Source organism: Oleiagrimonas soli, from assembly GCF_000761445.1.
GTDB classification, from domain to species: Bacteria; Pseudomonadota; Gammaproteobacteria; order Xanthomonadales; family Rhodanobacteraceae; genus Oleiagrimonas; species Oleiagrimonas soli.
Genome location: NZ_KN196470.1, coordinates 194,404 through 219,689, shown reverse-complemented (window position 1 = coordinate 219,689; position 25,286 = coordinate 194,404). Strand labels below are relative to the sequence as shown.

21 protein-coding genes are annotated in these 25,286 nt (G+C 66.6%); 13 read left to right on the top strand and 8 right to left on the bottom strand.

Translation table 11 applies throughout. From position 1 onward, the window contains the following. Window positions 1-2: 2 nt before the first annotated feature. The 7 genes from LF63_RS01015 to LF63_RS00985 form a co-directional block, all read right to left on the bottom strand. Window positions 3-824, bottom strand: a complete 822-nt coding sequence (locus LF63_RS01015) for a carbohydrate ABC transporter permease (protein ID WP_043099044.1) — start codon at window positions 822-824, stop codon at window positions 3-5. Next, complete coding sequence (locus LF63_RS01010; RefSeq protein WP_043099043.1) at window positions 821-1,702, bottom strand: carbohydrate ABC transporter permease; 882 nt, start codon at window positions 1,700-1,702, stop codon at window positions 821-823. The genes LF63_RS01015 and LF63_RS01010 overlap by 4 nt, the downstream gene beginning before the upstream one ends. Continuing rightward, a complete protein-coding gene (locus LF63_RS01005; protein ID WP_043099041.1) occupies window positions 1,699-3,006 on the bottom strand; it encodes a sugar ABC transporter substrate-binding protein in 1,308 nt (435 codons plus the stop codon). The genes LF63_RS01010 and LF63_RS01005 overlap by 4 nt, the downstream gene beginning before the upstream one ends. Window positions 3,007-3,008: 2 nt before the next feature. Next, window positions 3,009-4,499 carry a glucoamylase family protein gene (locus tag LF63_RS01000; RefSeq protein WP_081945023.1) on the bottom strand — a complete coding sequence of 497 codons (1,491 nt, stop codon included), beginning with the start codon at window positions 4,497-4,499 and terminating at the stop codon, window positions 3,009-3,011. A gap of 80 nt (window positions 4,500-4,579) precedes the next feature. Further along, on the bottom strand, window positions 4,580-6,091 hold the full coding sequence (locus LF63_RS00995; RefSeq protein ID WP_043099038.1) for a tryptophan halogenase family protein: 1,512 nt from the start codon (window positions 6,089-6,091) through the stop codon (window positions 4,580-4,582). Between the two features lie 97 nt (window positions 6,092-6,188). Beyond that, a complete protein-coding gene (locus tag LF63_RS00990; RefSeq protein ID WP_043102786.1) occupies window positions 6,189-9,236 on the bottom strand; it encodes a TonB-dependent receptor in 3,048 nt (1,015 codons plus the stop codon). Between the two features lie 67 nt (window positions 9,237-9,303). Next, window positions 9,304-10,344: a LacI family DNA-binding transcriptional regulator gene (locus LF63_RS00985; protein ID WP_043099036.1), complete on the bottom strand. Its 1,041-nt coding sequence runs from the start codon at window positions 10,342-10,344 to the stop codon at window positions 9,304-9,306. A gap of 354 nt (window positions 10,345-10,698) precedes the next feature. Between LF63_RS00985 and LF63_RS00980 the strand changes: the two genes are divergently transcribed. From LF63_RS00980 to LF63_RS00935, 10 genes are all read left to right on the top strand, one after another. Beyond that, a complete protein-coding gene (locus LF63_RS00980) occupies window positions 10,699-10,896 on the top strand; it encodes a hypothetical protein (RefSeq protein ID WP_043099034.1) in 198 nt (65 codons plus the stop codon). A 31-nt stretch (window positions 10,897-10,927) separates the two neighbouring features. Continuing rightward, the gene (locus LF63_RS00975) at window positions 10,928-11,392 is read left to right on the top strand and encodes a tRNA (cytidine(34)-2'-O)-methyltransferase (protein WP_043099032.1); all 465 of its coding nucleotides are present in this window, start codon (window positions 10,928-10,930) and stop codon (window positions 11,390-11,392) included. Between the two features lie 40 nt (window positions 11,393-11,432). Then, the gene (locus LF63_RS00970) at window positions 11,433-12,086 is read left to right on the top strand and encodes a ubiquinone biosynthesis accessory factor UbiJ (protein ID WP_043102783.1); all 654 of its coding nucleotides are present in this window, start codon (window positions 11,433-11,435) and stop codon (window positions 12,084-12,086) included. Then, window positions 12,083-13,729: a ubiquinone biosynthesis regulatory protein kinase UbiB gene (gene ubiB, locus LF63_RS00965; RefSeq protein WP_043099030.1), complete on the top strand. Its 1,647-nt coding sequence runs from the start codon at window positions 12,083-12,085 to the stop codon at window positions 13,727-13,729. Before LF63_RS00970 ends, ubiB begins: the two co-directional genes overlap by 4 nt. A gap of 45 nt (window positions 13,730-13,774) precedes the next feature. After that, window positions 13,775-14,197 carry an alternative ribosome rescue aminoacyl-tRNA hydrolase ArfB gene (gene arfB / locus LF63_RS00960; RefSeq protein WP_043099027.1) on the top strand — a complete coding sequence of 141 codons (423 nt, stop codon included), beginning with the start codon at window positions 13,775-13,777 and terminating at the stop codon, window positions 14,195-14,197. Next, window positions 14,194-14,784, top strand: a complete 591-nt coding sequence (locus LF63_RS00955; protein WP_043099025.1) for a lysophospholipid acyltransferase family protein — start codon at window positions 14,194-14,196, stop codon at window positions 14,782-14,784. Before arfB ends, LF63_RS00955 begins: the two co-directional genes overlap by 4 nt. Before the next feature lie 211 nt (window positions 14,785-14,995). Then, window positions 14,996-16,015 carry an NAD-dependent epimerase/dehydratase family protein gene (locus tag LF63_RS00950; protein ID WP_043099023.1) on the top strand — a complete coding sequence of 340 codons (1,020 nt, stop codon included), beginning with the start codon at window positions 14,996-14,998 and terminating at the stop codon, window positions 16,013-16,015. Continuing rightward, window positions 15,981-17,372, top strand: coding sequence for a glycosyltransferase family 2 protein (locus LF63_RS00945; protein ID WP_043099021.1), 1,392 nt, complete (start codon window positions 15,981-15,983; stop codon window positions 17,370-17,372). Before LF63_RS00950 ends, LF63_RS00945 begins: the two co-directional genes overlap by 35 nt. Next, entirely contained in the window at window positions 17,360-18,850 is a 1,491-nt protein-coding gene (locus LF63_RS00940; RefSeq protein ID WP_043099018.1) for a PgaA family protein, read from the top strand. The genes LF63_RS00945 and LF63_RS00940 overlap by 13 nt, the downstream gene beginning before the upstream one ends. Window positions 18,851-19,008: 158 nt before the next feature. Next, window positions 19,009-20,031 carry a polysaccharide deacetylase family protein gene (locus tag LF63_RS00935; protein ID WP_043099015.1) on the top strand — a complete coding sequence of 341 codons (1,023 nt, stop codon included), beginning with the start codon at window positions 19,009-19,011 and terminating at the stop codon, window positions 20,029-20,031. 15 nt (window positions 20,032-20,046) lie between these two features. Here LF63_RS00935 and LF63_RS00930 read toward each other — a convergent pair whose 3' ends face one another. After that, a complete protein-coding gene (locus tag LF63_RS00930; RefSeq protein ID WP_043099013.1) occupies window positions 20,047-21,045 on the bottom strand; it encodes a LysR family transcriptional regulator in 999 nt (332 codons plus the stop codon). 143 nt (window positions 21,046-21,188) lie between these two features. On the opposite strand from LF63_RS00930, the gene aceB reads away from it, so the two are divergent. The 3 genes from aceB (at window position 21,189) to LF63_RS00915 (ending at window position 25,282) form a co-directional block, all read left to right on the top strand. Beyond that, window positions 21,189-22,787, top strand: coding sequence for a malate synthase A (aceB, locus tag LF63_RS00925; RefSeq protein WP_043099011.1), 1,599 nt, complete (start codon window positions 21,189-21,191; stop codon window positions 22,785-22,787). Between the two features lie 30 nt (window positions 22,788-22,817). After that, on the top strand, window positions 22,818-24,122 hold the full coding sequence (gene aceA / locus LF63_RS00920) for an isocitrate lyase (protein WP_043099008.1): 1,305 nt from the start codon (window positions 22,818-22,820) through the stop codon (window positions 24,120-24,122). Window positions 24,123-24,247: 125 nt separating this feature from the next. Beyond that, window positions 24,248-25,282, top strand: a complete 1,035-nt coding sequence (locus tag LF63_RS00915; protein ID WP_052394478.1) for a GGDEF domain-containing protein — start codon at window positions 24,248-24,250, stop codon at window positions 25,280-25,282. Window positions 25,283-25,286: the final 4 nt, after the last annotated feature.

Genomic DNA, 25,286 nt, shown 5'->3' with positions numbered 1-25,286 from the left:
GCTCAACCCTTCACGCTGCCCAGCAGCAGCCCCTGGATGTAGTGCCGCTGCATCATCAGGAACAGCGCCAGCACCGGCAGCATAGTCACCACCGCGCCGGCCATCATCTGTTCGGTGTCCTGCACGCGTTCGCGCGACAGCGCTGCCAGGGCGACGGGCAGGGTGTAGTGCTGCTGGCTGGTGAGTACGATCAGCGGCCACATGAAGTCGTTCCAGCTGGCCAGGAAGGTGAAGATCGCCAGCGTGACCACGATCGGCTTCAGCAGCGGCAAGACGATCTGCACGAAGATGCGACCTTCGCCGGCACCGTCGATGCGCGCGGCTTCCAGCAGTTCGTCCGGAATCGAGCGCGCGTACTGGCGCACCAGGAAGATGCCGAAGATGGTCACCAGCATCGGCGCCATCACGCCGAGGTAGGTGTCGACCAGGCCCATCCACTTCAGCAGCAGAAAAAGCGGCATCATCGCCACCTGCGCGGGAATCACCAGGCCGCCGATCAGCGCCTGAAACAGTCGCTCGCGACCGGCGAAGCGCAGCTTGGCGAAGGCGTAGCCGGCCATCAGGTTGAACACCAGCGAGATCAGCGTCGCGATCGTCGCGATCAGCAGGCTGTTGAGGAAATAGCCGCCCATGCCGGACTGCGCGAACAGATCGCGGTAGTTGGCGAAGGTCGGATGCGCCGGCAGCAGCGGCGGCGGCAGCGCGCTGGCCATGCCCGGCTGCATGAACGACACCGACAGCATCCACAGCAGCGGGAACAGCGCGATCAGCGCCATGCCGATCAGCGTGCCGTTGACGCAGACACTGGCCAGCCGAAGCTTCATGCGTGCCCCCGGCGCCGCGCGAACAGCAGTAGGCCGCTGGTGATCGCGAACATCAGTACGAACAGCATGAAGGCCACGGCCGAGGCCATGCCCAGGTTCCACCATTTGAAGCCGTCCTCGTACATCAGGTACAGCACGCTGACGGTACTCTGCAGCGGCCCGCCTTCGGTGATGACGTAGGGCTCGGTGAACATCTGGAAATAGCCCGACAGCGTGAGAATGCCGACCATCAGCAGGGTCGGTCCCAGCATCGGCAGCGTGACGTGCCAGAAGGTGCGCGGCGCGGACGCACCGTCGATGCGCGCGGCTTCGTACAGCTGCGGCGGAATCGACTGCAGCCCGGCCAGGAACAGGATCATGTTGTAGCCGAGGTTCTTCCACACCGCGAACAGGATCAGCGTCGGCATCGCCCAGCGCGGATCGCCGAGCCAGTCGACCGGGTCCAGTCCCAGGCCGCTGAGCAGACCGTTGGCCAGCCCGAAGCGGGTGTTGAACACGTAGCGCCACACCACCGCCGCGGCCACCAGCGTGGTCACCACCGGCGCGAACAGCGCGGTGCGGAAGGCCGCGTGCCAGCGCGTCAGCCGATGGTTCAGCAGCAGCGCCGCGCCCAGCGAGGCGAGCATGGTCAACGGCACGCCGACCAGCACGAAGTACAGCGTGTTGCCGAGCGCCGACCAGAACTCCGGCCGCTGCAGCAACGCCAGGTAGTTGCCCAGCCCGATGAAGCGCAGGTTGTGCAGATCGGCCAGGGCATAGGGATCGAAATCGGTCAGGCTGAGCGCGAAGCCGCCCAGCACCGGCAACACGAAGAACACGCCCAGCACCAGTAGCGCCGGCGCCAGGAACATCCACGCGGCCATGCGGCGCGACTTCACGGCGAACGCTCCGGTGCCTTCGACGGCTCGTGCGCCAGCACCCAGCGGCGCTTGGCCAGGATCGCGTCGGCCCGTGCATTCAGCAGCTGCGCCGCCTGATCCACGCTGAGCTGGCCGTGCGCCATGCGCTCCTCGACCAGCGCCAGCTGCGCCGCGATGCGCTCCCATTCGGGCACCTTCGGCACCGGTCGCGCGCGTTCCAGCTGCACGCGGAAGGCGTGCGCGTGCGGATCGTCGGCCAAGGCGGAGTTGTCCCACGCCGAACGCCGCGGCGGCATGTCGCCGACCAGCTGATAGAAGGTGCGCTGCACGTCCGGGCGCGACAGGTACTCGATCAACTTCCACGCCGCCTGCTTGTGCCGGGACGCGCGGAAGATCACCAGCGACGCGCCACCGGCCAGCGACGTGCCCGGGCCGTCCGGGCCGGGCAGGGGCGCGGTGGCCCAGTCGCCTTGCTGGCTCGCCGGCAGACGGTTCTTGAATTCCTCGATGTTCCACGGGCCCGACACGTAGAAGGCGAAATAGCCGCGACCGAACTCGGCCCACGGATTCGACGCCTCGGCGTTGGTCACCTTCGGCGCCCAGTCGTTGCGGAAGATCTCGCTGTAGAAGCGGAGCGCGCGCTTGAAACCCGGCGACTGGAAATTGCCGTAACGGCCGCCGTCGCGCAGCATCGACTGCGGCTGCTGCAGGCCCAGCGATTCCAGCTGCTCGAATTCGTTCAGCGGCAGCAGCACGGCGTAGCGCGACGGCCCGACCATCGCCTTGATCGCCGCCATCTGCCGCGCCCACTCGCCCCAACTGCGCGGCGGATGATCGAAGCCGGCCTTTGCCAGCAGGTCCTTGCGATAGAACAGCAGACGCGTGTCGACGTACCAGGGCACGCCGTACAGCGTGCCGTCGATGCGGTTGGTGTCCCAGATGCCCGGGAAGTAGTCGTCGGGATCGACGCTCTTCGACGCCCGCACCTGCGCGCCCAGCGGTTGCAGCGCGCCCAGCGCCGCCAGCTCCGGCACCCAGGTGTTGCCGAGCTGGCACAGATCCGGCGTGACGTCGCCGGCGAATGCGGTCAGCAGCTTCTGGTGCGCGGCCTTCCACGGCAGGATCTCCACACGCACGCGGATGTCCGGATGCTCGCGCTCGAACGCCGGCATCAACCGACGCACGCTCTCGCCTTCGCGGCCCATCGCCCAGAAGGTCACGGTCTGCGTCGCCGGCGGCGCGGCGTGACGGCACGCGCACAGCAGCAGGGCGACGGCCAGCAGGGCCGCGCAATGCCATCCGCGCGCGCGCCAGAGCCGCATGGCTAGTGCGCCGCGGCCTTGTCCAGCCAGCCGCCGCGGAAACCGGCGCGCAGCAGACCGCGCCGAATGTACGGATTGCGACGCATCACGCGCCACACGAATCCGCTGCGGTAGTTCTCGATCATCAGCAGGATCGGTCCCTGGTCGATGCCCAGATAGGCATCATCGACCCAACCGGCGCCCGGTATCAAATCGCCGTGCTTGGGCTTGGCGTCCTTAATCGCGAAGCTGGGGTTGAAGGCGTCGGTGAAGCCGTATTCGCGGTAGATGGCCTTGCCGTAGCGCTTGCGCAGCGTGTCCAGCACCGCCAACGAGCGCTTGGGCGTGAACGGGATCGAAGCCAGCGCCGCCGTCGGCGCCAGGGTGCCGTCGTCGAAAGTGCTGCCGGACAGGCCCGCGCCACGCGCCGAGTAGCCGCGGAAATGCACGGTCTCGCCGTTGTGCACCCAGGTGAAATGGCCGGGACCGTCGCTGGCGGTCAGGCCCCACACGTTCTTGCCATAGCCCTTGAAACCGTGCGGGTTGGCGATGGCGTAGGCCTGATGCGCGAGCGCGGCGCGGCGGCTGTTGATGAAGTAATCGATGCCCTTGCCGCGCATGTAGTCGTCCTGGATGCCGCGGAAGTCGACCCAGGCATGGCTGTACTGATGCCCGAACAGCGGCGCGAAGGCCAGGTAGGTCTGGCCCTGGAAGGTGCCCCAGCTGCGGCTGTAGGTATCGGTCCAGGCCTTCCACGCGTCCGGCTTCACCGGGTGCGTCGGCGAACCCAGCGCCAGGATGTAGATCAGCATGCCTTCGTCGTAACCGGTCCAGTCGTGCGGGATGAACTGGCCGCCCGGCGTCCAGCCCATGCTGATCAGCGGCGGACGCGCCTGCGCCCAGGTCCAGTCCACGCGGCGGTAGATGGTGTCGGCCAGCTGACGGATCTCGCGCTCCTGCGCGGTATCGCGGTCGAAGTAGGTCTGGCAGAACAGCACGCCGCCGAGCAGCAGCGTGGTGTCGACGGTCGACAGCTCCACCCAGCGCCCGTAGCGCTTGCCGGTGCGCATGTCGAGGAAGTGATAGAAGAAGCCGCGATAGCCGGTGTCGTCATCTTCGGACGTGCCCTGCGGCGCATCGGCGAAGAACTTCAGCGTCGTCAGCACGCGCTCGATGGCCTGCTGGCGCGTGATGTAGCCGCGCTCGACGCCGATGCCGTAGGCGGTCAGCGCGAAGCCGTCCGCGGCGATGCTGGCGAACGGCTGTTCGCGCAGCGGGAAGTGGTCCGGCGCCAGCCCGTTGCCCGGGTTGGTGGTCTTCCAGAAGAACTCGAAGGTGCGGCGTTCGAGATCGTCCAGGCGCGCACGGTCGCCGGCCGAGAGCTTCGGCGCATGCGTCTTCGCGTGCGCGTCCGCAAGCGATCCGGCGCAGGCGGGACCCCAACCGGCAGCCGCAACGAGCAGGGCGAAGAAAACGTTTACAAGGCTCTTGCGAGCGAATGTCCCCATGGTCATGCCATTACGTTCCTGAAAAGCGAAAGTTGAGTGAGCGGTCTACGGGCGGCCGGGGGCGTGCCTGAAACTACCGATGAACGTCATTCCGTCGCGGCGCAGTGGCGGTCGATGAACGCCTGATGCATGGGCATGGCGCCCACGCACTGGTCGATCACCTGTCCGACATTGCCGATGAACTGCTTCAGATAATCCTGCGGCACCTCGTCCACCAGCGGGTGGTGCGAACGCGGCATCAGCCGCTGACCGATCATCACCTGTACCCAACTGGGTTCGGCGAACATCTCCTCCGCATTGCGGAAGAAACGACCGCTGTCCTCGAACAGGCGAATGTTCTCCTGCAGCGATTCGGGAATCTGCATGGTCCGGCAGTAGTTCCAGAACGGCGTGTCGGTGCGTTCGGTGAGGTAGTAGTGCAGGATCAGGAAATCGCGGATGCGCTCGAACTCGAACGTCATCTGCGCGTTGTAGCGTTCCATCAGCACGGGATCGAAATCGCGCTGCGGGAACAGGTTCAGCAGGCGCGAGATGCCCGACTGGATCAGATGGATGCTGGTCGATTCCAGCGGCTCCATGAAACCGCCGGCCAGACCCAGCGCCACCACGTTGCGGTTCCAGAACTTGCGCCGCATGCCGGTGGTGAAGCGCAGGTGTCGCGGCTCGGCCAGCGGCTTGCCTTCGAGGTGACCGAGCAGGATGGACGTGGCCTCGTCCTGGCTCTGGTACTGGCTGGAATAGACATAGCCGTTGCCCATGCGGTGCTGCAACGGGATGCGCCACTGCCAGCCGGCAGTGCGCGCCGTAGCCCGCGTGAACGGCGGCGGCGGACCGGTGCGCTCCGACGCCACGGCGATGGCGCGGTCGCAGGGCAGCCAGTGGGTCCAGTCCTCGTAGCCGGTCTGCAGCGCCTGCTCGATCAGCAGGCCGCGGAAGCCGGAGCAGTCGATGAACAGGTCGCCCTCGATGCGCTCGCCGCTTTCCAGGGTCACGGCCTCGACGAAGCCGTCGCTCTCGCGCAGATGCGTCTGCGTGATCTTGCCCTCGGTGCGGCGCGCGCCGAATTCCTCGGCGAAGGCGCGCAGGAATTGCGCGTAGCGGCCGGCATCGAAGTGGTAGGCGTAGGCGATGTCCGCCAGCGGGGAATTGGGCGGCACGTCGGTCGCGGACGGCATGAACTTGCCACGCGGCGCGGCCAGCGTGTTGATCGAATAGTCGCCCAGCTCGCCCGCGATGCCCTCGCGGTGCGCCTTGATCCAATACTGGTGGAACGGCAGCAGCCCTAGTTCGGTGCCGATCTTGCCGAAGCCGTGGATGTAGGAATCGCCGATGCGCCCCCAGTCGTTGAACTGGATGCCGAGCTTGAAGGTGGCGCGGGTCTTCTTGACGAACTCGATCTCGTCGATGCGCAGCAGGTTGTTGAACAGTTTCAGGTGCGGAACCGTGGCCTCGCCGACGCCGATCGTGCCGATCTCCTCGGACTCGATCAGCCGCACGTCGTACGCGCGACCGAGCAGCTTGGCGAACGCCGCCGCGGCCATCCAGCCGGCCGTGCCGCCGCCGACGATGACGATCTTCTGGATGCGTGGATCATTCATGGCGGGTCCAAGGATACGACGATGGAACGCGGTTTGCGGCAGGTCGAAAGACAGGGCCCGCCGAGGCGGGCCCTGTCGATACCGCGGTGAACGGCGATCAGAACTTCATGCCGACTTCGAACTTGATGGTTCGCGGTACGAAGGTGATGTCGCCTGTCGGGTTGTAGGTTACCGGGCCGATCGAACCCACCGTGCTATTCGGGAACAGCGTGCTGTTCAGGTTCTTGAAGTTGAAAACGTTCAGCAGATCGAAACGACCGTAGAAATCCATGCCGTGGATACTGAAATTCTTGGTTGCCTGGAAATCCACATCGCGGTAACCGAACACCTTGCCCCCCACCAGGAAGCGCCCATTGCCCTCGGGGGTCGTGCCGTAGGCGCTGCACTTGCTTCCATTCGGGAAGTACTGCTGGGTAGTCGGATCATTGGTCGTGGCATAGCAGACATTACTGTTGAACGGTATTGGTGTGGCCAGCGTCAGCTTGGCCGAGAACACCAATCCCCAAGGACCGTCCACGACACCCGTCGCGACAAAACGATGCTTCGACGCTGCATTGGACACGATGAACGGGTAATCGTTGATCGTGGCGTAGTCGAAGGAATAATGCTCGTTGATGTCCCGATTCTGCTTGGCGTCGGTGTAGGTGTACGCCAGCGTCACGCCCCAGTGCGATTGCTTGGTGTAGGGCTTGTTGGCCGACAGCAGCACCTGCGTGGTGCGGGTCTCGATGCCGTTGTTGCCGACGATCAGGCTGCCGAAGCCCGGCACGCCGTTGTTCCAAGGCTGGCCGCCGTCCTTGAAGAACGTGCCGTCCGGATAGCGGTTGCCGAGGGTGAACGCGAAGCCGTCGTGGCTCAGCACGCGGGTCACCGTGGCATCGGTCTGCCAGTCGCCGACGCGGTTGGCCATGCCCAGGCTGAACTGGTCGGAGTAGGGCGCCTTCAGCTTGTTGTTGAGCAGATCGACCTCGGTGCCGGTGTTGCTGGCCGAAGCCAGCGACTGCACGCTGCTGAGGCTGGTCAGGTACGACGGATCGAACGGCACGCAAGGCGTCTTGCCCTGGTAGCACAGGCCGGAGTTCGGATCCTGGAAGTAGTAGGTGAACTGCGGCAGCGCCGACTTGGTCACTTCCAGCTGCAGGTAGTTGTACAGGTCGCGGTCGTAGGAACGGCCGGCGCCGCCGTGGATCACGTGCGCCTGATCCGCGTTGACGTCATAGGAGAAGCCCAGACGCGGCTGCCATTCGCCCTTGTACGCGCTGCGGTTATGGCCGTTGCTGATGTAGTCGGCGACGTTGATGCCGCCCTTGGCCAGCGAATCGGCGTAGGTCTGTCCGGCCGGCGCATTCGGATCCTGCGCGTACAGCGCGGCGACCACGTTGGACGGCGTCACGAAGTTCAGGTACGACGGCGTCTTCTCGTAGTCCCAACGCACGCCCAGATTCAGGGTCAGCTTGTCGTTCACCGCCCAGTCGTCCTGGATGTAGGTGCCCAACTGCTTGTCCTTGGTGGTCACCATCGGGCTCAGGCCCAGGCCGGTAACCGGTTTCGGGAAGATCACCTCGTACGGCTGGCTGTCGGTGCCGCTCGGCGTGACGTTGTAGAAGAACTGCGGGTTGGTGGCACCTGCGTCGGAAGAATGCAGCGTGATCCACTTGTACTTGAAACCCATCTTGATGACGTGGTCGCCGTGCCACTGGAAGTCGTTGAAGGTCAGGTTGTCCTCAATGGCCGGTCCCTTCTGACCCTTGTTCTGCGTGGCGCGCGGATCTGCGCCGCCAGTGGAAACAATCGTCTTCGTCTGACTACTGGTTGGGCCGGTACCATCCGGAGCGTAGGTATAGACAGCGCCGTTCCCGGTAGTGATCGCCGTCGGCGCGTAATTGCTGTCCTCGTAGGTGTACAGCAGCTCATTGAAGTACGAATAGCCGCTGTGCTGCCAACGGATGGTGTAGCGCTTGTCGTTGTTGATCACCGAGAACGCCGCCGACGGACCCGTGGTGCCGCCCACGCCACCGATCTGACTTTCCTTGCGGATCTGCGCACTAAGCTCGAAACGATCCCGATCAGTGGGTTCCCAGTCGAACTTGGTGAAGTACAGATTTTCGGAGAAAGGCCGATTGGCCGGACCAAGTTGGGCCGCTGCACTGGCAGGCAGACCAGGCAGGCCGGGTACCGCTTCCGCATCCGGAACGACCGCCACAGGCGTGTTGAAGCGCTTGCCTTCGTAGGTGACGAAGAAATGCGCCTTGTCCTTGATGATCGGACCGCCCAGCGCGAAACCGTATTCCTTCTCCTGCGAGGGGGTCTTGAAGTTTTTGTCGTTCTCGGCCGGCGTACGCGCGCGATAGCCGTCGTTGGTATAGCGGTCGTAGACCTCGCCGTGGAACTCGTTGGTGCCGGACTTGGTCTGCGCGGTCACCGCCGCGCTGGAGATCTGGCCGTACTCGGCCTTGTAGTTCGAGGTGATGACCTTGTATTCGCCGATCGCCAGCTGCGGGAACGGGTTGCCCTGACTAGCATTTTGGCCGGTCGGGCCGCCGAACAGGTAGCTCTTCTGACCCACGCCGTCGATGTAGACGTTCACCGCGGCGTTGTTCTGCGCGCCGCCGCGCAGCGAAGTGTTGCCACCCACGCCGTCGACGTTGAAGACCACGCCCGGCACGGTGTCGGCGAATTCCAGGAAGTTGCGCGAGATCTGGGGGATCGTGTCGATCTGATGCAGCGAAATCGTGGTCGCGACTTCCGGCGTCGTGACGTCGGGCAGGTTGCTCGCGGTGACGGTCACGCCGCTCAGCGTCTGTGCGTTCGCGGTGGACGGCGTGCCGCTGTCGGTCGTGAAGTCCAGGGTGGAGGTCGAGGCCACCGTCAGCGTCACGGTGCGCGAGGTGCCCGCGCCGTCGTCGACGGTGTAGGTGCCCGGCTGCAGACCGACGATGGTGTAGGAACCGTCCGACGTCGCCTTGGTCTGGCGCATGGTGCCGGTCGCGGTGTTCAGCGCGGTGATCTGCGTGTTGGGCTTGGCCTTGCCGTGCAGCGTGGCGTAGGCCGACTGCGCCCACACGGCCGTGGGGGCTGCCGTTGCGGTCACTAGCGAGGCGGCGATCAGACTCGCGATGAGCCGCTTGCGGGTGCGTACCTTCATGGCGTCCGGCAGAGCCGTGGCAACGCGATGCCGGAACGATTTCGTGCTGTTCATGGTGGGGTCTCCCTCAAACTTTGCTTACGTGGGCGGTCTTTCGCCGCGTCTTGTGTGCGCTGGTCCCGCTGGAAGCGCGTAGCACCAACTCGGATTCGAGCGTCTTCTCGCGCTCCGCATCCGCGTTCGGGTCCTCGATGGCCTGCACCAGACGCTCCAGCGCCTGTTCGCCGAGTTCGGCGATGTGCACGCGCACCGTGGTCAGTTTCGGCGTGATGTAGCGCGCCAACGGAATATCGTCGAAGCCCGCCAGCGCGATGTCCTCGGGGACACGCAATCCTGCTTCGTGCAAGGCGGACAGACAGCCGATCGCCATCATGTCGTTGGCTGCGAATACAGCATCGGGGCGCTGCTCCAGTTGCAACAGATGCTGACCCGCCCGGTAACCGGAGACGTCCGTGAACTCGCCTTCCAGAATCTGGAGGGGCGTACCGGGCAGAAACTCGGCCATCGCGTCGCGATAGCCAAGCAGTCGGTTCTGGGCCTCGAAGTTGTCGTCGGGCCCGTTGATGAAAGCGATGTGCCGGTGCCCCAGCGACGCCAGGTGTTCGACCATGGCGTAGGCGCCGGCGTGATTGTCCACGCTCATCGCCATGCAGTTGTCCGGGGTGTGCGGCGTGTTGATGAGCACGGTGGGCATGGCCGGCGGCAGGTTGTCGGCCAGAAAGTCGGCGTCCGCGTACGGCGACATCACCAGCAGCCCGTCGACCTTGCCGCGCATGGTGCGCAGAGCGGCCGCGGCCTCGTCGGCGTCGCCATGCGAACTGGACACCAGCAGATGCTGGCCGTGCGCGCGCGCCGCGATGTCGATGCCGCGGATCAGCTCGGAGAAGAATTCACCGTGCAGGTCGGGAAGCAGGGCGCCCAGCGTGTGCGTGCGACGCGTGATCAGGCTGCGCGCGGCGCCGTTGGGGATGTAGCGCAGACGCCGCACGGCAGCGAGAATGCGCTTGCGCGTCTCCTCGTTGACATTTTCACGACCGTTGAGCACCCGCGACACCGACGCCACGGATACATGGGCCGCTTTTGCAACGTCTTTGATCGTCACCGACATGTCGGCACGCCCACCCCTCACAGAATAACGGGCGCAACTGTAAACGTTTTCATAAGGCATTGCAAAGGCTTTCCGAAGGTTTCGATAACGCGCTGGTCAGCCCTCGGTTCGCCCGCCCTCGCCACGCCGCGCCGACGGCCCGCACGACGCGTCGACCGTGACCGAAGCGAGGCCCGCGCGGACGTCCGCAGTGTCCGACCTCGGGCGGACGTCCGTCCGCGGACATCTTCCTGCGACGACAAGCAATCTGACAAACATCACAAAATCAGTGTTTTACGTGGCAGTGCCCGCTTGGCACGCGACTTGCGAGAGTAGCAGCGCAGGGATATCCCCTCGTCGTCACGGAGAACACTCATGAAATTCGAAAGCTTCCTGTTACGCGGTCTGTTCGTGGTCTGCCTGGTGCTGTGCGCCGCCACCGTCGGTTCCATGCTGTTCGGCACGTCGATCGCCGCACCGGCGTCGCCGAACCAGGTGGTCGAAGCCACCACCATCACCCCGCTGGCCTGCCCGCTGCTGCCGGACGGCGTGCTGTGCATCCGCGCCAACTGACGCGGGCCGCGGCGGCGGCGATAATGGGCGGATGCTGCACGTCATCCTCCACCGCCCGGAAATCCCGCCGAACACCGGCAACGTCATCCGTCTGTGCGCCAATACCGGCGCGTCGCTGCACCTGATCCGCCCACTCGGCTTCGAACTGGACGACAAACGTCTGCGACGCGCCGGACTCGACTACCACGAGTACGCCGCCGTGCGCGTGCATGACGACCTCGACACCTGCCTGGACGCCTTGCACGACCCTCGCGTCTTCGCCCTGACCACCCGCGCCACGCGCTCGCCCTACACCACCGCCTTCGCCGACGGCGACGCGCTGCTGTTCGGCTGCGAGACCGCGGGTCTGCCCGATGCCGTGCTCGATCGCCTGCCCGAAGCACAGCGGCTGCGGCTGCCGATGCAGGCCGACAGCCGCAGCCTGAACCTGTCCAACGCCGTCGCGGTGACGGTGTTTGAAGCCTGGCGGCAACTGGGCTTCCCCGGTGCGGCGTGACGCCGCGCGGATCGCGCGCGGCAACGGGTACAATCGACGCATGACCGAAGCCTCTCCGTTGCTGCCGCGCCCGATGCGCAAGCTCGCCGGTCGCGCCCTGGAAAGCGCGCTGAACCGCGCCGTCGATCTCGACCCCGAGACCCGCGAACGCGTGCGTGCGCTCGAAGGTCGCCGCGTGGTCGTGCACATGCGCGGCCCCGAGCTGACGCTGTCCGTGCATGTCAAGGACGGCCACCTGCGCGTCGGTCCCGCGCCCGCAGCGCCGGACGCCTCGCCCGCGCTGCGCGTGACCGCCAGCCCCGGCAGTCTGCTGGCGATGGCCTTGCAGCGCGGCGAGGACGGCATCGCGCCGGGCAAGGTCGAGATCGCCGGCGACGCCGGCCTCGCGCGCCAGTTGGAAAGACTCGCGCGCGGTTACGCGCCGGACGTCGAGGAAGCCTTCGCGCAGCGCTTCGGCGACGTGCTCGGCGTGCCGCTCGCGCGCACCCTGCAGCGCGGCGTCACCCATCTGCGTCGCGGCGCCCGGCACGCCACCGAGGATGTCGCCGACTGGCTGCGCGAGGAATCGCGCCTGGCCGTCGCGCCCGCCGAAATGGACGATTTTCTGGACGACGTCGACGCCCTGCGCGAACGCGCCGACCGTCTCGATGCACGCCTGAAGCGCCTGTCCCGCACACTGGAGCCAGACGCATGACGTCGCTTCGCCTCGCCCCGCGGCTGCTGCGCGTGGCCAGCGTGCTGCTGCGCTACCGCCTCGACGAACTGGTCGACGCCGCGCATCTGTTCCGCCCGCTGAAGCTGATCCGCAGGGTGCTGCCGCGCGCCCGCGCCGACGTGCGCGACCTGCCGCGCGGCGCACGCCTGCGTCTGGCGATGAACGAGCTGGGGCCGATCTTCGTCAAGGCCGGCCAGGTGCTGTCCACGCGCCGCGACCTGATTCCCGAGGACATCGCCGACGAACTGGCCTCGCTGCAGGACCAGGTGCCGCCGTTCCCCGGCGCCGAGGCGCGCGTGCTCGTCGAGGCCTCGCTGGGCCAGCCGATCGACGCCGTCTTCGCCCATTTCGACGAGGAACCGCTGGCCTCCGCGTCGATCGCCCAGGTGCATGCGGCGCAGCTGCACGATGGCGCCAGCGTGGTGGTCAAGGTGCTGCGTCCGGGCATCGACAAGCGCATTCGCCGCGACGTCGACCTGCTGCACGCGCTGGGCGAACTGGCGCAGCGCTGGCATCCGAACGCCGACAAAATCCGGCCAATGGACGTGGTCGCCGAGATCGAGAAGACGCTGGAGAACGAACTCGACCTGCAGCGCGAGGGCGCCAACGCCAGCCTGCTCGGCCGCAACTTCGCGAACTCGTCGGAACTGAAGGTGCCGGCGGTGTACTGGGATTATTCCAGTGCCCGCGTGCTGACCCTGGAGCGCGTGCACGGCGTGCCGGCCGACGACGTCGAGGCCATCGAGGCCGCCGGCCTCGACCGGCGCGCGCTGGCGGCGATGGGCGTGCGGCTGTTCTACGAGCAGGTGTTCCGCGACAACTTTTTCCACGCCGACGCGCATCCCGGCAACATCTGGGTCGACGTGTCCAGCCGCGAGCCGCGCTTCATCGCGCTGGACTTCGGCATCATGGGTTCGCTGCCCGAGGCCGACCAGTACTGGCTGGCGGAGAACTTCATCGCCCTGTTCGAGCGCGACTACCGCCGCATCGCCGAGTTGCATCTGGCGGCCGGCTGGATGCCGCGCCACGTGCGCGTGGACGAACTCGAAGGCGCGGTGCGCACGGTGTGCGAGCCGTACTTCACGCGCCCGCTGTCGCAGATCTCGCTGGCCGAGGTGGTGGCCAAGCTGTTCAATACCGCTCGCCGCTTCGAGCTGACCCTGCAGCCGCAGCTGATCCTGCTGCAGAAGACGCTGCTGAATATCGAGGGCGTGGGACGCATGCTCGATCCGGAGATCGACATCTGGTCGGTCGCGCATCCGGTGCTCAAGCGCATCCTGCGCGAGCGCTACAGCCCGCGCCGCGCGTTGCACACGCTGCGCCGCCGCCTACCGGAATGGCTGCACGCCGCGCCGCGCATGCCGGACCTGGCGCGCGAACTGCTGGAACAGAGCGTGGCCGGACAGACCCGCGTGCATTTCGCCTCCGAGGATCTGCAGCGCCTGCATGCCGAAGCGCGTCGCTCGCGCCGCCTTCTGGCGGGCGGACTGGTCGGCGCCACGCTGGTGCTCGGCGCGGCCCTGGTCTGGTCGCTGGCGCCACAGCACGGACCGTGGATTCCCGGCGTAGCCGCCGGCCTCGGTCTGCTGGCCTTCGTCGCCAGTTGGCCGCGCGGCCACTGAGCGCCTGTCGACGAACTGCAACGGCTTCCCCGCTACACTGACCGCATGCTGCGCGTGAACCGCTCCATCGCCATTCCCGAATCGGAACTGACCGAGCGCTTCGTGCGCGCGGCCGGTCCCGGCGGACAGCACGTGAACCGCACCGAGAGCGCGGTCGAATTGCGCTTCGACGCGGCGCATTCGCCCGCCTTGCCCGACGCGGTGCGCGCACGGTTGCTGGACCGTCGCGACCGCCGCATCAGCGCCGAAGGCGTGGTGGTGATCCAGGCGCGCCGCTTCCGCGACCAGGCGCGCAACCGCGAGGACGCGCGCGAGCGCCTGCTCGATCTGCTGCGCGGCGCGACCCAGGCGCCGAAAAAGCGCATCGCCACCCGCCCGACGCGCGCCGCCAAGGAGCGCCGCCTGCAGGCCAAGCAGCAGCGCGGCAAGATCAAGCGCACGCGTTCGCGCGACTGGAGCGGCGAATGAGCGAACCGTTGCTGCCCGAGATGCCGCCGCAGGCGCCGCGCACCCGCCACGGTTTCGGCGCGCGCCTGAGCCGCCTGCTGCTGCGCATGGCCGGCTGGCGCCTGGCCGGCACGCTGCCCAACGTGCCCAAGCTGATCATCATCGGCGCGCCGCACTCCTCGTACTGGGACGGCGTCTGGGGACTGCTGATGAAGTCCGCGCTCGGCCTGGACATCAACATCATGATCAAGCGCGAGGTCTTGGCCGGTCCGCTGGGACCGATCCTGCGCGGCTTCGGCCTGATTCCGATCGACCGCCAGGCCGCCATCGGCGTTGTCGAGCAGATGCAACAGCGCTTCGCCGAGCGTGAGCGCATGTGGCTGGGCATCACGCCCGAAGGCACGCGCAAGCGCGTGGAACGCTGGAAATCCGGCTTCCTGCGCATCGCGCAGGCCGCGCAGGTGCCGATCCTGCCGGTACTGATCGACTTTCCCAGCAAGACCTTCACCCTGGGTCCGCTGCAGCACACCAGCGGCGACATCGACGCCGACCTGACCCGCATCCGCGCGCTGTTCCAGCACGCTCGCGGCAAGCATCGCGGCGCCTGAATCCATCCCCTGAAAGTGCGGAATACGTGCACGCGGACCCCGCGTGGGCAGGCTATGCTAAGCAAAACGGCCTATTACTTAGGTGAGACAGGAACGTCAATCGTTTTGCTGTGACGGAGTTCACAAATATGGTAAAAATTGACCCCCGCCGCGCACTATCTCCCGCACCATTGCGGCTACGAATCGCCGGCGTTGGCTACAGGGGCCAGTTATGCATGTGCTGATTACAGGGGGCGCGGGCTTCATCGGCTCGCATGTCGCGCAGTTGCATCTGGCGCGAGGCGACAAGGTGCACGTGGTCGACGACCTTTCGACCGGCAATCGCGCCAACATCCATCTCCTCGAAGGTTTTCCCAATTTCCGCTTCGACCACGCCGACATGCTGGTCTGGGACGGACTCGAGCGCGCAGCCGCCTGGGCCGACCGCATCTATCACCTGGCCGCCGTGGTCGGCGTGTACCGCGTGATCGCCGAGCCGACGCGCGTGCTTGCGACCAACATCGCCGCCTGCGAACGCCTGCTGCGTGCGGTCACCGCCAGCGGCTGGAAGCCGCACGTGGTCATCGCGTCCAGCTCCGAGGTGTACGGCCATCGCCTCGAAAGCGAGCTGCACGAGCAGATGGACCTGTCCGTATCCACGCGCGCCGGCACCCGCTGGAACTACTCGGTCAGCAAGATCGCCGACGAGGCGCTGGGGCTTTCCTATGCGCAGAAGTTCGACATCCCGACCGTCATCGCGCGCCTGTTCAACACCACCGGACCGCGCCAGACCGGCCGCTACGGCATGGTCGTGCCGCGCTTCGTCGAGCAGGCGGTGAAAGGCGAGGAGATCACCGTGTACGGCGACGGCGTGCAGACGCGTTCGTTCTGCGACGTGCGCGACACCGCGCGCGCGCTGGACATGCTCGCCGCCAAGGCGACCGCCGAGGGTCTGGTGGTCAACGTCGGTAACGACCGCGAAATCTCCGTCAACGACCTGGCCGAGATGGTGCGCGCGCGCGCCCACAGCACATCGCCGATCAAGCACGTGCCCTACGTCACCGCCTACGGCGAGGACTTCGAGGACATCCGCCGCCGCCGCCCCGTACTCGACCGCTTGCGCGCGCTGACCGGGTTCAAGCACGAGCACACGCTCGAGGACACGCTCGACGAACTGATCCGCACCAGCCGGGCGAAACTGTCGAAGGAGGACGGTCATGGCCACCGCTCCGTGGTTTGTCATCAGTCCTAACGCGCTGCTCAGCGCCATCGGCCTGCTGCGCGGTCCGGACAAGACCGTACCCACACCGGCCGAGGACTGGCGCACGGCCGTGGTCGACGTGGTCATTCCCGCCTATCGCGAGACCGAGAACCTGCCGCACTGCCTGACGTCCATCGCCCGGCAGACGCTGAAGCCGCGCCACATCATCGTGGTCGACGACGGCAGCGGCGACGACACCGCCAGCGTGGCCGAACGGACGGCGAAGAAACTCGGCCTCGACGTCACCGTCATCCGCCGCCAGAGCTCGATCGGCAAGACGCCGACCATCAAGCGCCAGGCGCGCGAGTTCGACGCCGACGTCGAGTTCATCCTCGACGGCGACACCTTCCTCGAATCGACCGACTACATCGAGCGCTGCGTGCAGGAGCTGTACCAGGGCGTGGGCATCGCCAGCGCCTGCGGGACGATTCTGCCGATGCGTCTGAGCGACCGCCGCAAGCTCGCCGAGACCCCGGAATTCGCGCCGCTGCTCGCCGACGACGGCTGGCACGACCCGATGGAGAAACGCGGCCGGCTGCACCTGATGTGGTGGGGCCTGACCAACATGTACCGCGACTGCCTGTACCGCTTCCTGCAGGGCTTCGTGTACCACGGGCAGATGGTGTTCTTCGGCGGCATCACCAACCCGGTCGGCTGCGCGGTTGCGTATCGCCGCAAGTACATCCAGAACCTGTTCGACCACTACGAACCGCTGCTCGGCGACGACCTGACCACGTCCGAGGACATCTTCATCGGCTTCGCGCTCAACAACGAGGGCTACCGCAACATCCAGCTCAACGACATCCGTGCGCGTTCGGAGGAACCCGAAGCCACGCGGCTGCCACGGCAGGTGTTCCTGTGGTCGTCCTCGTTCCTGCAGAGCTGCTTCTATTTCGACGGTCTGATGCGCAGCCCGTTCAAGGCCTACCGCCGCTTCCTCAAGCGCATGCACGAACGCAAGGCCAGCGAGCAGAAGCGCATCCGCGAGATGCGCAAGATCCAGGAACCCTACCGCCAGGCGTTCGGCGAGAACGTCACCAAGACGTACGGCCGCCCTATCGGCTGGGTGATCTTCATGGGCGCGGTGGAGAAGATCGGCTTTCCGACCACGCTCATCATCATGCTGCTGATGCAGTGGTGGGAACCGCTGTGGGTCACCGTGGTGGTGGAGATCCTGCTGTCGCTGCTGATCCTGGGCGTGGTCTCGCCCGGCGCGCGGCTGAAATCGATCGGCAAGGGCCTGCTGATCACCCCGCTGCGCTACGCATTGATGGTGGCCGAGCTGCGCACCATCGGCGTGTTCGCCACTCATCTCTGGATCACAAGGAATCGGAAATGGCGCAAATGACACATCGCCGTCGGGCCTCTGCCCGCGCTGCGGCGCTGGGTCGAGCCACCCTGCTCACCGCCTTCGCGCTGGCCTGCACGTTGCCCCTGACAGCCGTTCGCGCGCAGAGCGCGGTTCCCTACCAGCCGGCGCTGAGCGCGGCATGGGACGGCCACACCGCCAAGGCTCTGCGTCTGATCGACGTCTACCTCGCCGCGCATCCGAACGATCACGCCGCACAGCTCGACCGCGCGCGCTTCCTCGCCTGGATGGGCGCCTACGCGAAGGCCGACGATGCCCTGGCCAAGTTCGGCGCCAACGACCAGGAAGCCCTTGCGCTGCGCGCGCGCGTGCTGGCCTGGGCCGAGCGTCGCCACGCCGCCCTGGCCATCAATGCACCGCTATACGCGGCCGACCCGAGCGACGACGACAACGCCTGGACCCAGGCGCTGATCCTGCGTCAGGGCGAATGGCCGCAGCAAGCTCTGCCGGCGCTGGCCACCGTGCAGGCCGACAAGCCCGACGACAAGGACACCAACGACCTCGCCAAGGCGGTGCGCCTGCCGCTGTTCTCCTGGGTCGGCCTGACGCCTTCGCTGTACAGCGATTCCGACCACATCGAAATCCGCACGCTCGACCTCGACAGCAGCCTCTGGTTGGCCGATCGCTGGCGACTGCTGGCCGACGTCACGCGGCGACGACACTCGGCGCCGTTCGGTGGCCCGTTCGCGCCGTTGCTGGGCGACAACCACGTCGACGAGGACCGCATCGGCTCCGGTCTGCGCTTCGCGCCGTCGCCCGACATCGCACTGGAGCTGTGGCTGGGCAATTCGCGCATCGACAACGGCCGGGGCGGTGAAAACGAAACCATCGGCCACCTGCTGTTCTCGCAGTACGCCAGCGACGCCTTCCGTTACACGATCACCGCCGACCGCGACCGCGTCGACGCCTCGCCGCGCGCGCTGACGGTGATGCGCAACGGCCTGGCCGTCGACCTGAGCTGGACACCGACGCTGCGCGACCGCATCGACGCGCACATCGCACACGACGACTTCGACGACGACAACCGTCGCGCTTCCGCGCTCGTCAGCTACGCCCGCGCCGTGTACCGCGGCGAGCGGGCAACGCTCGATCTCGGCGTGCAGGGCGAGACACAGCACAACAGCCTCAACACCGACAACGGCTACTACAGCCCCGATCGCTACCGTCGCTACGCGTTCACGGCATCCAGCTACATCTCGATCAGCGACGAAGTCGGACTGTCGCTGTCGACCGCGCTCGGTCAGCAGAGAGACGAGACGTTCAGTCAGTGGAAGCGGGCGTTCGACATCAGCGGCGCGCTGACCGTCGGCATCTTCACGCATTGGCAACTGGTCGGTCGCGCCGGCTACAGCCAGCGCCTGAACCAGTTCGGCCGCTACATCGGCAGCAACGTCGGCCTGGAGCTGCGCTATCGCTTCTGCGAATTCCGCGCCGACCGCTGCCCGTCGGTGCGGTGAGCGCCGCGCCCGATCCGCGGCCGCACCGCGGTTCGGCGCGGCACGGGTGAAACATCTGCACCGTCCGCAAGGACGTTCGTCGGTGCAACGGAACCGCGCTGCGACGCGGCAGCACGACCCGCGCGCATCGTGATGCCATGAAGGGAAGGGGGAAACACATGAAAGGATGGCCGCACCTCGTCTGTGTCGCACTCGTTTGCCTGCTGCCGACCGTGGCCGCGATGGCGCAGAACGCCACCGTCGCAAAACCTGCCGCCACGCCACCCGCGTTGCGCATCGCCATCACCTTCGACGACCTGCCCTGGGCCAGCCTCGATCCGAACACGCCGCTGCCGGCGCACGGCAGCGTGCCGCCGCGCATCGCCGCCGAATCCGCGCGTCTGCTGCAGGCGATCAAGCAGGCCAAGACGCCCGCGATCGGCTTCGTCAATTCCGCGCGCCTGCTCGTGCATGGACAGCAGCAACCCGACCGCGTGGCGATGCTCCATGCCTGGCTCGACGCCGGACTGGAACTGGGCAACCACACCGCCACGCACGTCGACCTGAACGCGGTCGGCGTGCCGGCCGACGAGAAGGACATCCTCGCCTGCGACGCGGTGCTGCGGCCCTTGCTGGCCAAACGCGGCCTCAAGCCGCACTGGTTCCGCCATCCGTACCTGCGCACCGGACGCACGCTCGAAGCCAAGGCGGCGATGAAGACGTTTCTGAACGATCACGGCTACCGTATCGCGCCGGTCACGATCACCGATTCCGACTGGATCTGGGCCGCCGCGTACGCCAAGGCGCTGGATCGCGGCGACACCGCCACGCAAACGAAGCTGCGCGCGCAATACGTGCCGTACCTGCTGCGCATGGTCAACTACTTCCAGCATCGCTCGATCAAGCTGCTCGGCTACCCGTTGCCGCAGGTGATGCTGCTGCACGCCAACGCGCTCAACGCCGACACCTACCCCGATTTCGTCGCCGCGCTGCGCCAGCGCGGGTACCGCTTCGTGAGTCTGGAGCAGGCCATGCAGGATCCCGCCTATCAGCGCCCGGACACCTTCACCAGCGCGCTGGGCACCAGCTGGATCCACCGCTGGGCGATGGCCGAAGGCCGGTCATGGAAGTTCTACAGCGGCGAGCCGACGTCGCCGAAGTGGGTGATCGACCTGGCTGGCGTGCCCGCGAATTCCGAGTAGCGCCGGCTGCGCCCGTCAGCGCGCGGAGTGTCCGGATTCGTCGTACTCGCGATGCGTCAGCAGGCCGGGGCGGATCAGGTCCAGAAACACGCGCGCCTCGGGACTGAGGTACTTGCCCTTGCGCATCACCACACCGTAGCTGCGCTGCGGGAAATAGCGGCGCATGTTGCGCACCGCCAGATGCGCGTGATCTTCCTCGGTCAGGCAGATGCCGGTGACGATGGAGATGCCCAGCCCCATCGCCACATAGTGCTTGATGACTTCCCAGCCGCCGACCTCGATGGCCACGGTGTAGGGCACCTGACGCTGCTGGAACACCAGATCGACCAGCCGGTAGGTCGTCAATCGCTGCGGCGGCAGGATCAGGCCGTAGGGCGAAAGGTCCTCGATGGCGATGTCGTCCTTGTCCGCCAGCGGATGATCGGGCGGCATGATCAGCATCGGGTCGAAGTGGTACACCGGCGCGTAGGCCAGATCGTGCGGCACGTCGAGCATCGAACCGACGGCGAAATCGGCGCCGTCGTTGCGCAGCAGCGCCAGGCCGTCCTTGCCGGTGACGTTGGCCAGCTCCAGATGCACGGCCGGCATCTGCTCGCGGTAGGCCTGCACCAGGGTCGGCAGCAGGTACTGGATGGTGGAGGCGCCGGCGGCGATGGTCAGCGAGCCGCTCTTGAGACCCTGCAGGCGCGTGCGGAAGTCGCGATCCAGCGTCTCCCAGCCCTCCACCAGCGGCCGCGCCAGTTCGTACAGCGCCTCGCCGGCGTCGGTCACGGTGATGCGTCGGCGCGTGCGTTCCAGCAGAGTGACGTCGAGTTCGCGCTCCAGCGCCTTGATCTGCAGGCTGACCGACGGCTGCGACAGGAACAATGCCTCGGCCGCGCGGGTCAGCGTGCCCAGCTTCACCGTGTAGACGAAGGCGCGCAGCTGCTTGTGGCGGTTGCCCTTGTAGTAGAAGCGCTGTTCCGGCGGTCCGGATTCACGCTTCGCGGCTTTTCTTGGCGTTTTTTGGGCCATGCACTGCCTGTTTTATCCTCGAAGAATCAAAGAACTAAAAATAACATTGAATTTATCAATATTATGAATTGAAACATTTACTTTGTCAAATAGATATCGCAAGCGCAGCCTGAACCTCCGAATCGCATCGCTGGAGGTGGCCCATGTCTGTGTTGCAGGAATACGTGCCCGAGCGCGGCACCATCGAAATCAACGGCCCGATGACGCCGGAGCGCGCCGCGATCCTGACGGACGATGCGCTCGATTTCCTGGCGCGCCTGCACCATCGCTTCGACGCCCGCTGTCTGGAGCTGCTGGCCTGCCGCCGCGAGCGCCAGCGCCGCTACGACGCCGGCGAGCTGCCCGACTTCCGCGACGACACCCGCGCCATCCGCGACGGCGACTGGACCGTGGCGCCGATTCCCAAGGCCCTGCGCGATCGCCGCGTGGAGATCACTGGCCCGGTCTCGCGCAAGATGGTCATCAATGCGCTCAACTCCGGTGCGCGCGTGTTCATGGCCGACTTCGAGGATTCCAACGCGCCCACGTTCGCCAACGTGGTCGACGGCCAGATCAACCTGCGCGACGCCGTCGACGGCAGCATCGCTTTCAGCCAACCCGATGGCCGCGAGTACCGCCTGGTTGACGACCCGGCCGTACTGATCGTGCGTCCGCGCGGCTGGCACCTGCCGGAATCGCATCTGACCCTGGACGGCCTGCCGCTGTCCGCGGCGCTGGTCGATTTCGGCCTGTTCGCCTGGCACAACGCCCGCGCCCTGCATGAACGCGACCGTGGCCCGTACTTCTACCTGCCCAAACTGGAAGCGATGGAAGAAGCCGCGCTGTGGGACGAGGTGATGGCCTTTACCGAGCAGGAACTCGGACTGCCGCCCGGCTGCATGAAGGCCACGGTGCTGATCGAGACCCTGCCGGCGGCGTTCCAGATGGACGAGATCCTGCATGCCCTGCGCAACCGCGCGGTCGGCCTGAACTGCGGCCGCTGGGACTACATCTTCTCCTACATCAAGACCTGCCGCGCCGATCGCTCGCGGGTGCTGCCCGAACGCGGACAGGTCGGCATGACCGTGCCGTTCCTGCGCGCCTACTCGCAGTTGCTGATCCGCACCTGCCACCGCCGCGGCGCGTTCGCGATGGGCGGCATGGCGGCGCAGATTCCGATCAAGAACGACCCGACCGCCAACGAAGCCGCGTTGGAGAAGGTCCGCGCCGACAAGCTGCGCGAGGTCCGCGACGGCCACGACGGCACCTGGGTCGCGCACCCCGCGCTGGTGCCGGTGGCGATGGACATCTTCGACGCGCACATGACCGGCCCCAACCAGCTCGACCGCCCGCTGGACGACCTCGACATCGGTCGCGAGCAGCTGCTGGCGCCGTGCGGCGGCAGCATCACCCGCGAAGGCTTCGACAACAACGTCGAAGTGGCGCTGCGCTACACCGCCGCCTGGCTGGACGGCCTGGGCTGCGTGCCGATCCACCACCTGATGGAGGACGCCGCCACGGCCGAGATCGCCCGCGCCCAGCTGTGGCAGTGGCTGCATCACGGCGGCCTGGAGTTCACCGACCACGCGCCGATCACGATGGCGCTGTTCGACCGTGCCCTGGCCAGCCATGCGCACCGCCTGCGCGACAGCGACGTGCCGGGCGCCGCACGCATCGATGAAGCCGCCCGCCTGCTCACCGAACTGACCCGCGCCGACACCCTGGCCGATTTCCTGACCCTGCCCGCCTACACGCGCCTGTAACCGCATCCCGACGCCCCCCGGAGAACGCTCATGACTACGCAACGCCTCACCGCCGAACAACTGACCCGCGACTGGAACGAGAACCCGCGCTGGAAGGGCGTGACCCGCCCCTACGACGCCGCCGAAGTGGTGCGTCTGCGCGGCAACGTCCACGTCGAGCACTCGTTGGCCCGCCACGGCGCCGAACGCCTGTGGGGTTCGCTGCACTCGCTGGACTACGTCAACGCGCTCGGCGCGCTGACCGGCAACCAGGCCATGCAGCAGGTCAAGGCCGGCCTGCAGGCCATCTACCTGTCCGGCTGGCAAGTCGCGGCCGACGCCAACAGCGCCGGCACCATGTATCCGGACCAGTCGCTGTACCCGGTCGACTCGGTCCCCGGCGTGGTCCGCCGCATCAACAAGACACTGCTGCGTGCCGACCAGATCCACCACGCCGAAGGCAAGGACGACATCGACTGGATGGTGCCGATCGTGGCCGACGCCGAGGCCGGCTTCGGCGGCGTGCTCAATGCCTACGAACTGATGTCGCACATGATCGAGGCCGGCGCCGCCGGCGTGCATTTCGAGGACCAGCTGGCCAGCGCCAAGAAGTGCGGCCACATGGGCGGCAAGGTGCTGGTGCCGACGCAGGAAGCCGTGCAGAAACTGGTCGCCGCGCGCCTGGCCGCCGACGTCGCCGGCGTGCCGACCCTGATCGTGGCGCGCACCGACGCGATGGGCGCCGGCCTGCTGACTTCCGACGTCGACCCCATCGACGCGCCGTTCTGCACCGGCACGCGCACCGTCGAAGGCTTCCACGAAACCCGCAAGGGCATCGACCAGGCCATCGCCCGCGGCCTGGCCTACGCGCCCTACGCCGACCTGATCTGGTGCGAGACCGCGACGCCGGACCTGGAACAGGCGCGCCGCTTCGCCGAGGCCATCCACGCCAAATTCCCCGGCAAGATGCTGGCCTACAACTGCTCGCCCAGCTTCAACTGGAAGAAGAACCTCGACGAAGCCACCATCGCCTCGTTCCAGCGCGACATCGCGGCGATGGGCTACAAGTTCCAGTTCATCACGCTGGCCGGCTTCCACGCCCTGAACTATTCGATGTTCGAGCTGGCGCGCGGCTACAAGGCGCGACAGATGGCCGCCTACGTGGAACTGCAGGAAGCCGAATTCGCCGCCGAGAAGGACGGTTACACCGCCGCCAAGCACCAGCGCGAGGTCGGCGCCGGCTACTTCGACAGCGTCAATCAGGCCATTTCCGGGGGGCTGAGCTCGCTTTCGGCCCTGTCCGGCTCCACCGAAGAGGACCAATTCGAGGAAGCCGATCACGCCAACGCGGCCTGATCCCACTCAAGTCCTTGCCGGCGCGGAGGAATTCCGCGCTGGCGCTCTTGCCGAAAACGCGTGTTCACAGCCCTCGAAGTTGCTACGATGGAGTCTCAGAAATTGTCTTTGTCAGGAGCAGGCCTGTGGTCACGCCCCACGCCGAAACCAGCAGAAGCGTCTCCGGGTACCTGTCCGACGACGCCTACATCCGCCGCCTGTCCGGGGCCGAGATGGGTTCGTTCTGCTCGGTCGGCACCCGCTGCACCGTCTCCGCCGGCCAGGTGCTGTTCCGCCGCGGCGAGATCGGCCAATGCATGTTCATCATCGACAGCGGGCAGATTCGGCTCGATTTCGCCGGACACATGCAAAACAAGACGCTGGGCGAGCGCGAGTTCTTCGGCGAATTGGCGCTGTTCATCGGTCACCACGCGCGCATGGCCAATGCCGTCGCGGTCACCGACTGCGAACTGTGGTCGGTCGACCAACCCGGCTTCGACATCCTGCTGCAGAGCCAGCCGGACCGCATGGTGCAGTTCATGCGCCGCTCGTTCTCCTATCTGGTTGCCAGCGAGCAGCAACTCGTACTCGGCCTGCAACGCCGCAACGAGGACCTGATCCGCGCGATGGAGTCGCTGCGCAAGACGCGCGGCGAGCTGACCCGCGCCGAGGATCAGGTACGCACCGACGACATGACCGGCCTGTGCAACCGCCGCGGCCTGTACGCCTATCTGGACAACCTGTCGCCGCCCAGCGGCGACCTGCAGCTGGGTTTGCTGCTGATCGACCTGGATCGCTTCAAGCAGATCAACGACCAGTGCGGCCACATGGTCGGCGACGAGGTGCTGTGCGCGGTCGCCCGCGTGGTCAGTGACGCGGCACGCAACTGCGATCTCGCCTGCCGCCTGGGCGGCGACGAGTTCGCCTTGCTGTGCCAGGTCAACACGTCCGGCGAACTGTGCGAGCGCGCCAACCAGATTCTCGAAGGCGTGCGAAACCTCGGTTTCGCCGAAGTCGATCAACCGCAACTGCTGGCCAGCGTCAGCATCGGCGGCGGACTGTGCCGCTACATCGACGGTTGGTCCGTGTGGTACAGCGACATCGACCGCGCGCTCTACAGCGTGAAGGCCATCGGCGGCGACGGATGGCACGTATCCGGGCTGACCGACGCCGAAACCTGAAGCC

Coding starts and splice junctions, on each gene's coding strand:
- LF63_RS00990 (WP_043102786.1), bottom strand. CDS start 9,236: ATGAAGGTACGCACCCGCAAGCGGCTCATCGCGAGTCTGATCGCCGCC.
- aceB (WP_043099011.1), top strand. CDS start 21,189: ATGTCTGTGTTGCAGGAATACGTGCCCGAGCGCGGCACCATCGAAATC.
- LF63_RS00935 (WP_043099015.1), top strand. CDS start 19,009: ATGAAAGGATGGCCGCACCTCGTCTGTGTCGCACTCGTTTGCCTGCTG.
- LF63_RS01000 (WP_081945023.1), bottom strand. CDS start 4,499: ATGACCATGGGGACATTCGCTCGCAAGAGCCTTGTAAACGTTTTCTTC.
- LF63_RS00980 (WP_043099034.1), top strand. CDS start 10,699: ATGAAATTCGAAAGCTTCCTGTTACGCGGTCTGTTCGTGGTCTGCCTG.
- LF63_RS00940 (WP_043099018.1), top strand. CDS start 17,360: ATGGCGCAAATGACACATCGCCGTCGGGCCTCTGCCCGCGCTGCGGCG.
- LF63_RS00970 (WP_043102783.1), top strand. CDS start 11,433: ATGACCGAAGCCTCTCCGTTGCTGCCGCGCCCGATGCGCAAGCTCGCC.
- ubiB (WP_043099030.1), top strand. CDS start 12,083: ATGACGTCGCTTCGCCTCGCCCCGCGGCTGCTGCGCGTGGCCAGCGTG.
- LF63_RS00945 (WP_043099021.1), top strand. CDS start 15,981: ATGGCCACCGCTCCGTGGTTTGTCATCAGTCCTAACGCGCTGCTCAGC.
- aceA (WP_043099008.1), top strand. CDS start 22,818: ATGACTACGCAACGCCTCACCGCCGAACAACTGACCCGCGACTGGAAC.
- LF63_RS00985 (WP_043099036.1), bottom strand. CDS start 10,344: ATGTCGGTGACGATCAAAGACGTTGCAAAAGCGGCCCATGTATCCGTG.
- LF63_RS01005 (WP_043099041.1), bottom strand. CDS start 3,006: ATGCGGCTCTGGCGCGCGCGCGGATGGCATTGCGCGGCCCTGCTGGCC.
- LF63_RS00955 (WP_043099025.1), top strand. CDS start 14,194: ATGAGCGAACCGTTGCTGCCCGAGATGCCGCCGCAGGCGCCGCGCACC.
- LF63_RS00930 (WP_043099013.1), bottom strand. CDS start 21,045: ATGGCCCAAAAAACGCCAAGAAAAGCCGCGAAGCGTGAATCCGGACCG.
- LF63_RS00975 (WP_043099032.1), top strand. CDS start 10,928: ATGCTGCACGTCATCCTCCACCGCCCGGAAATCCCGCCGAACACCGGC.
- LF63_RS01015 (WP_043099044.1), bottom strand. CDS start 824: ATGAAGCTTCGGCTGGCCAGTGTCTGCGTCAACGGCACGCTGATCGGC.
- LF63_RS00995 (WP_043099038.1), bottom strand. CDS start 6,091: ATGAATGATCCACGCATCCAGAAGATCGTCATCGTCGGCGGCGGCACG.
- arfB (WP_043099027.1), top strand. CDS start 13,775: ATGCTGCGCGTGAACCGCTCCATCGCCATTCCCGAATCGGAACTGACC.
- LF63_RS00950 (WP_043099023.1), top strand. CDS start 14,996: ATGCATGTGCTGATTACAGGGGGCGCGGGCTTCATCGGCTCGCATGTC.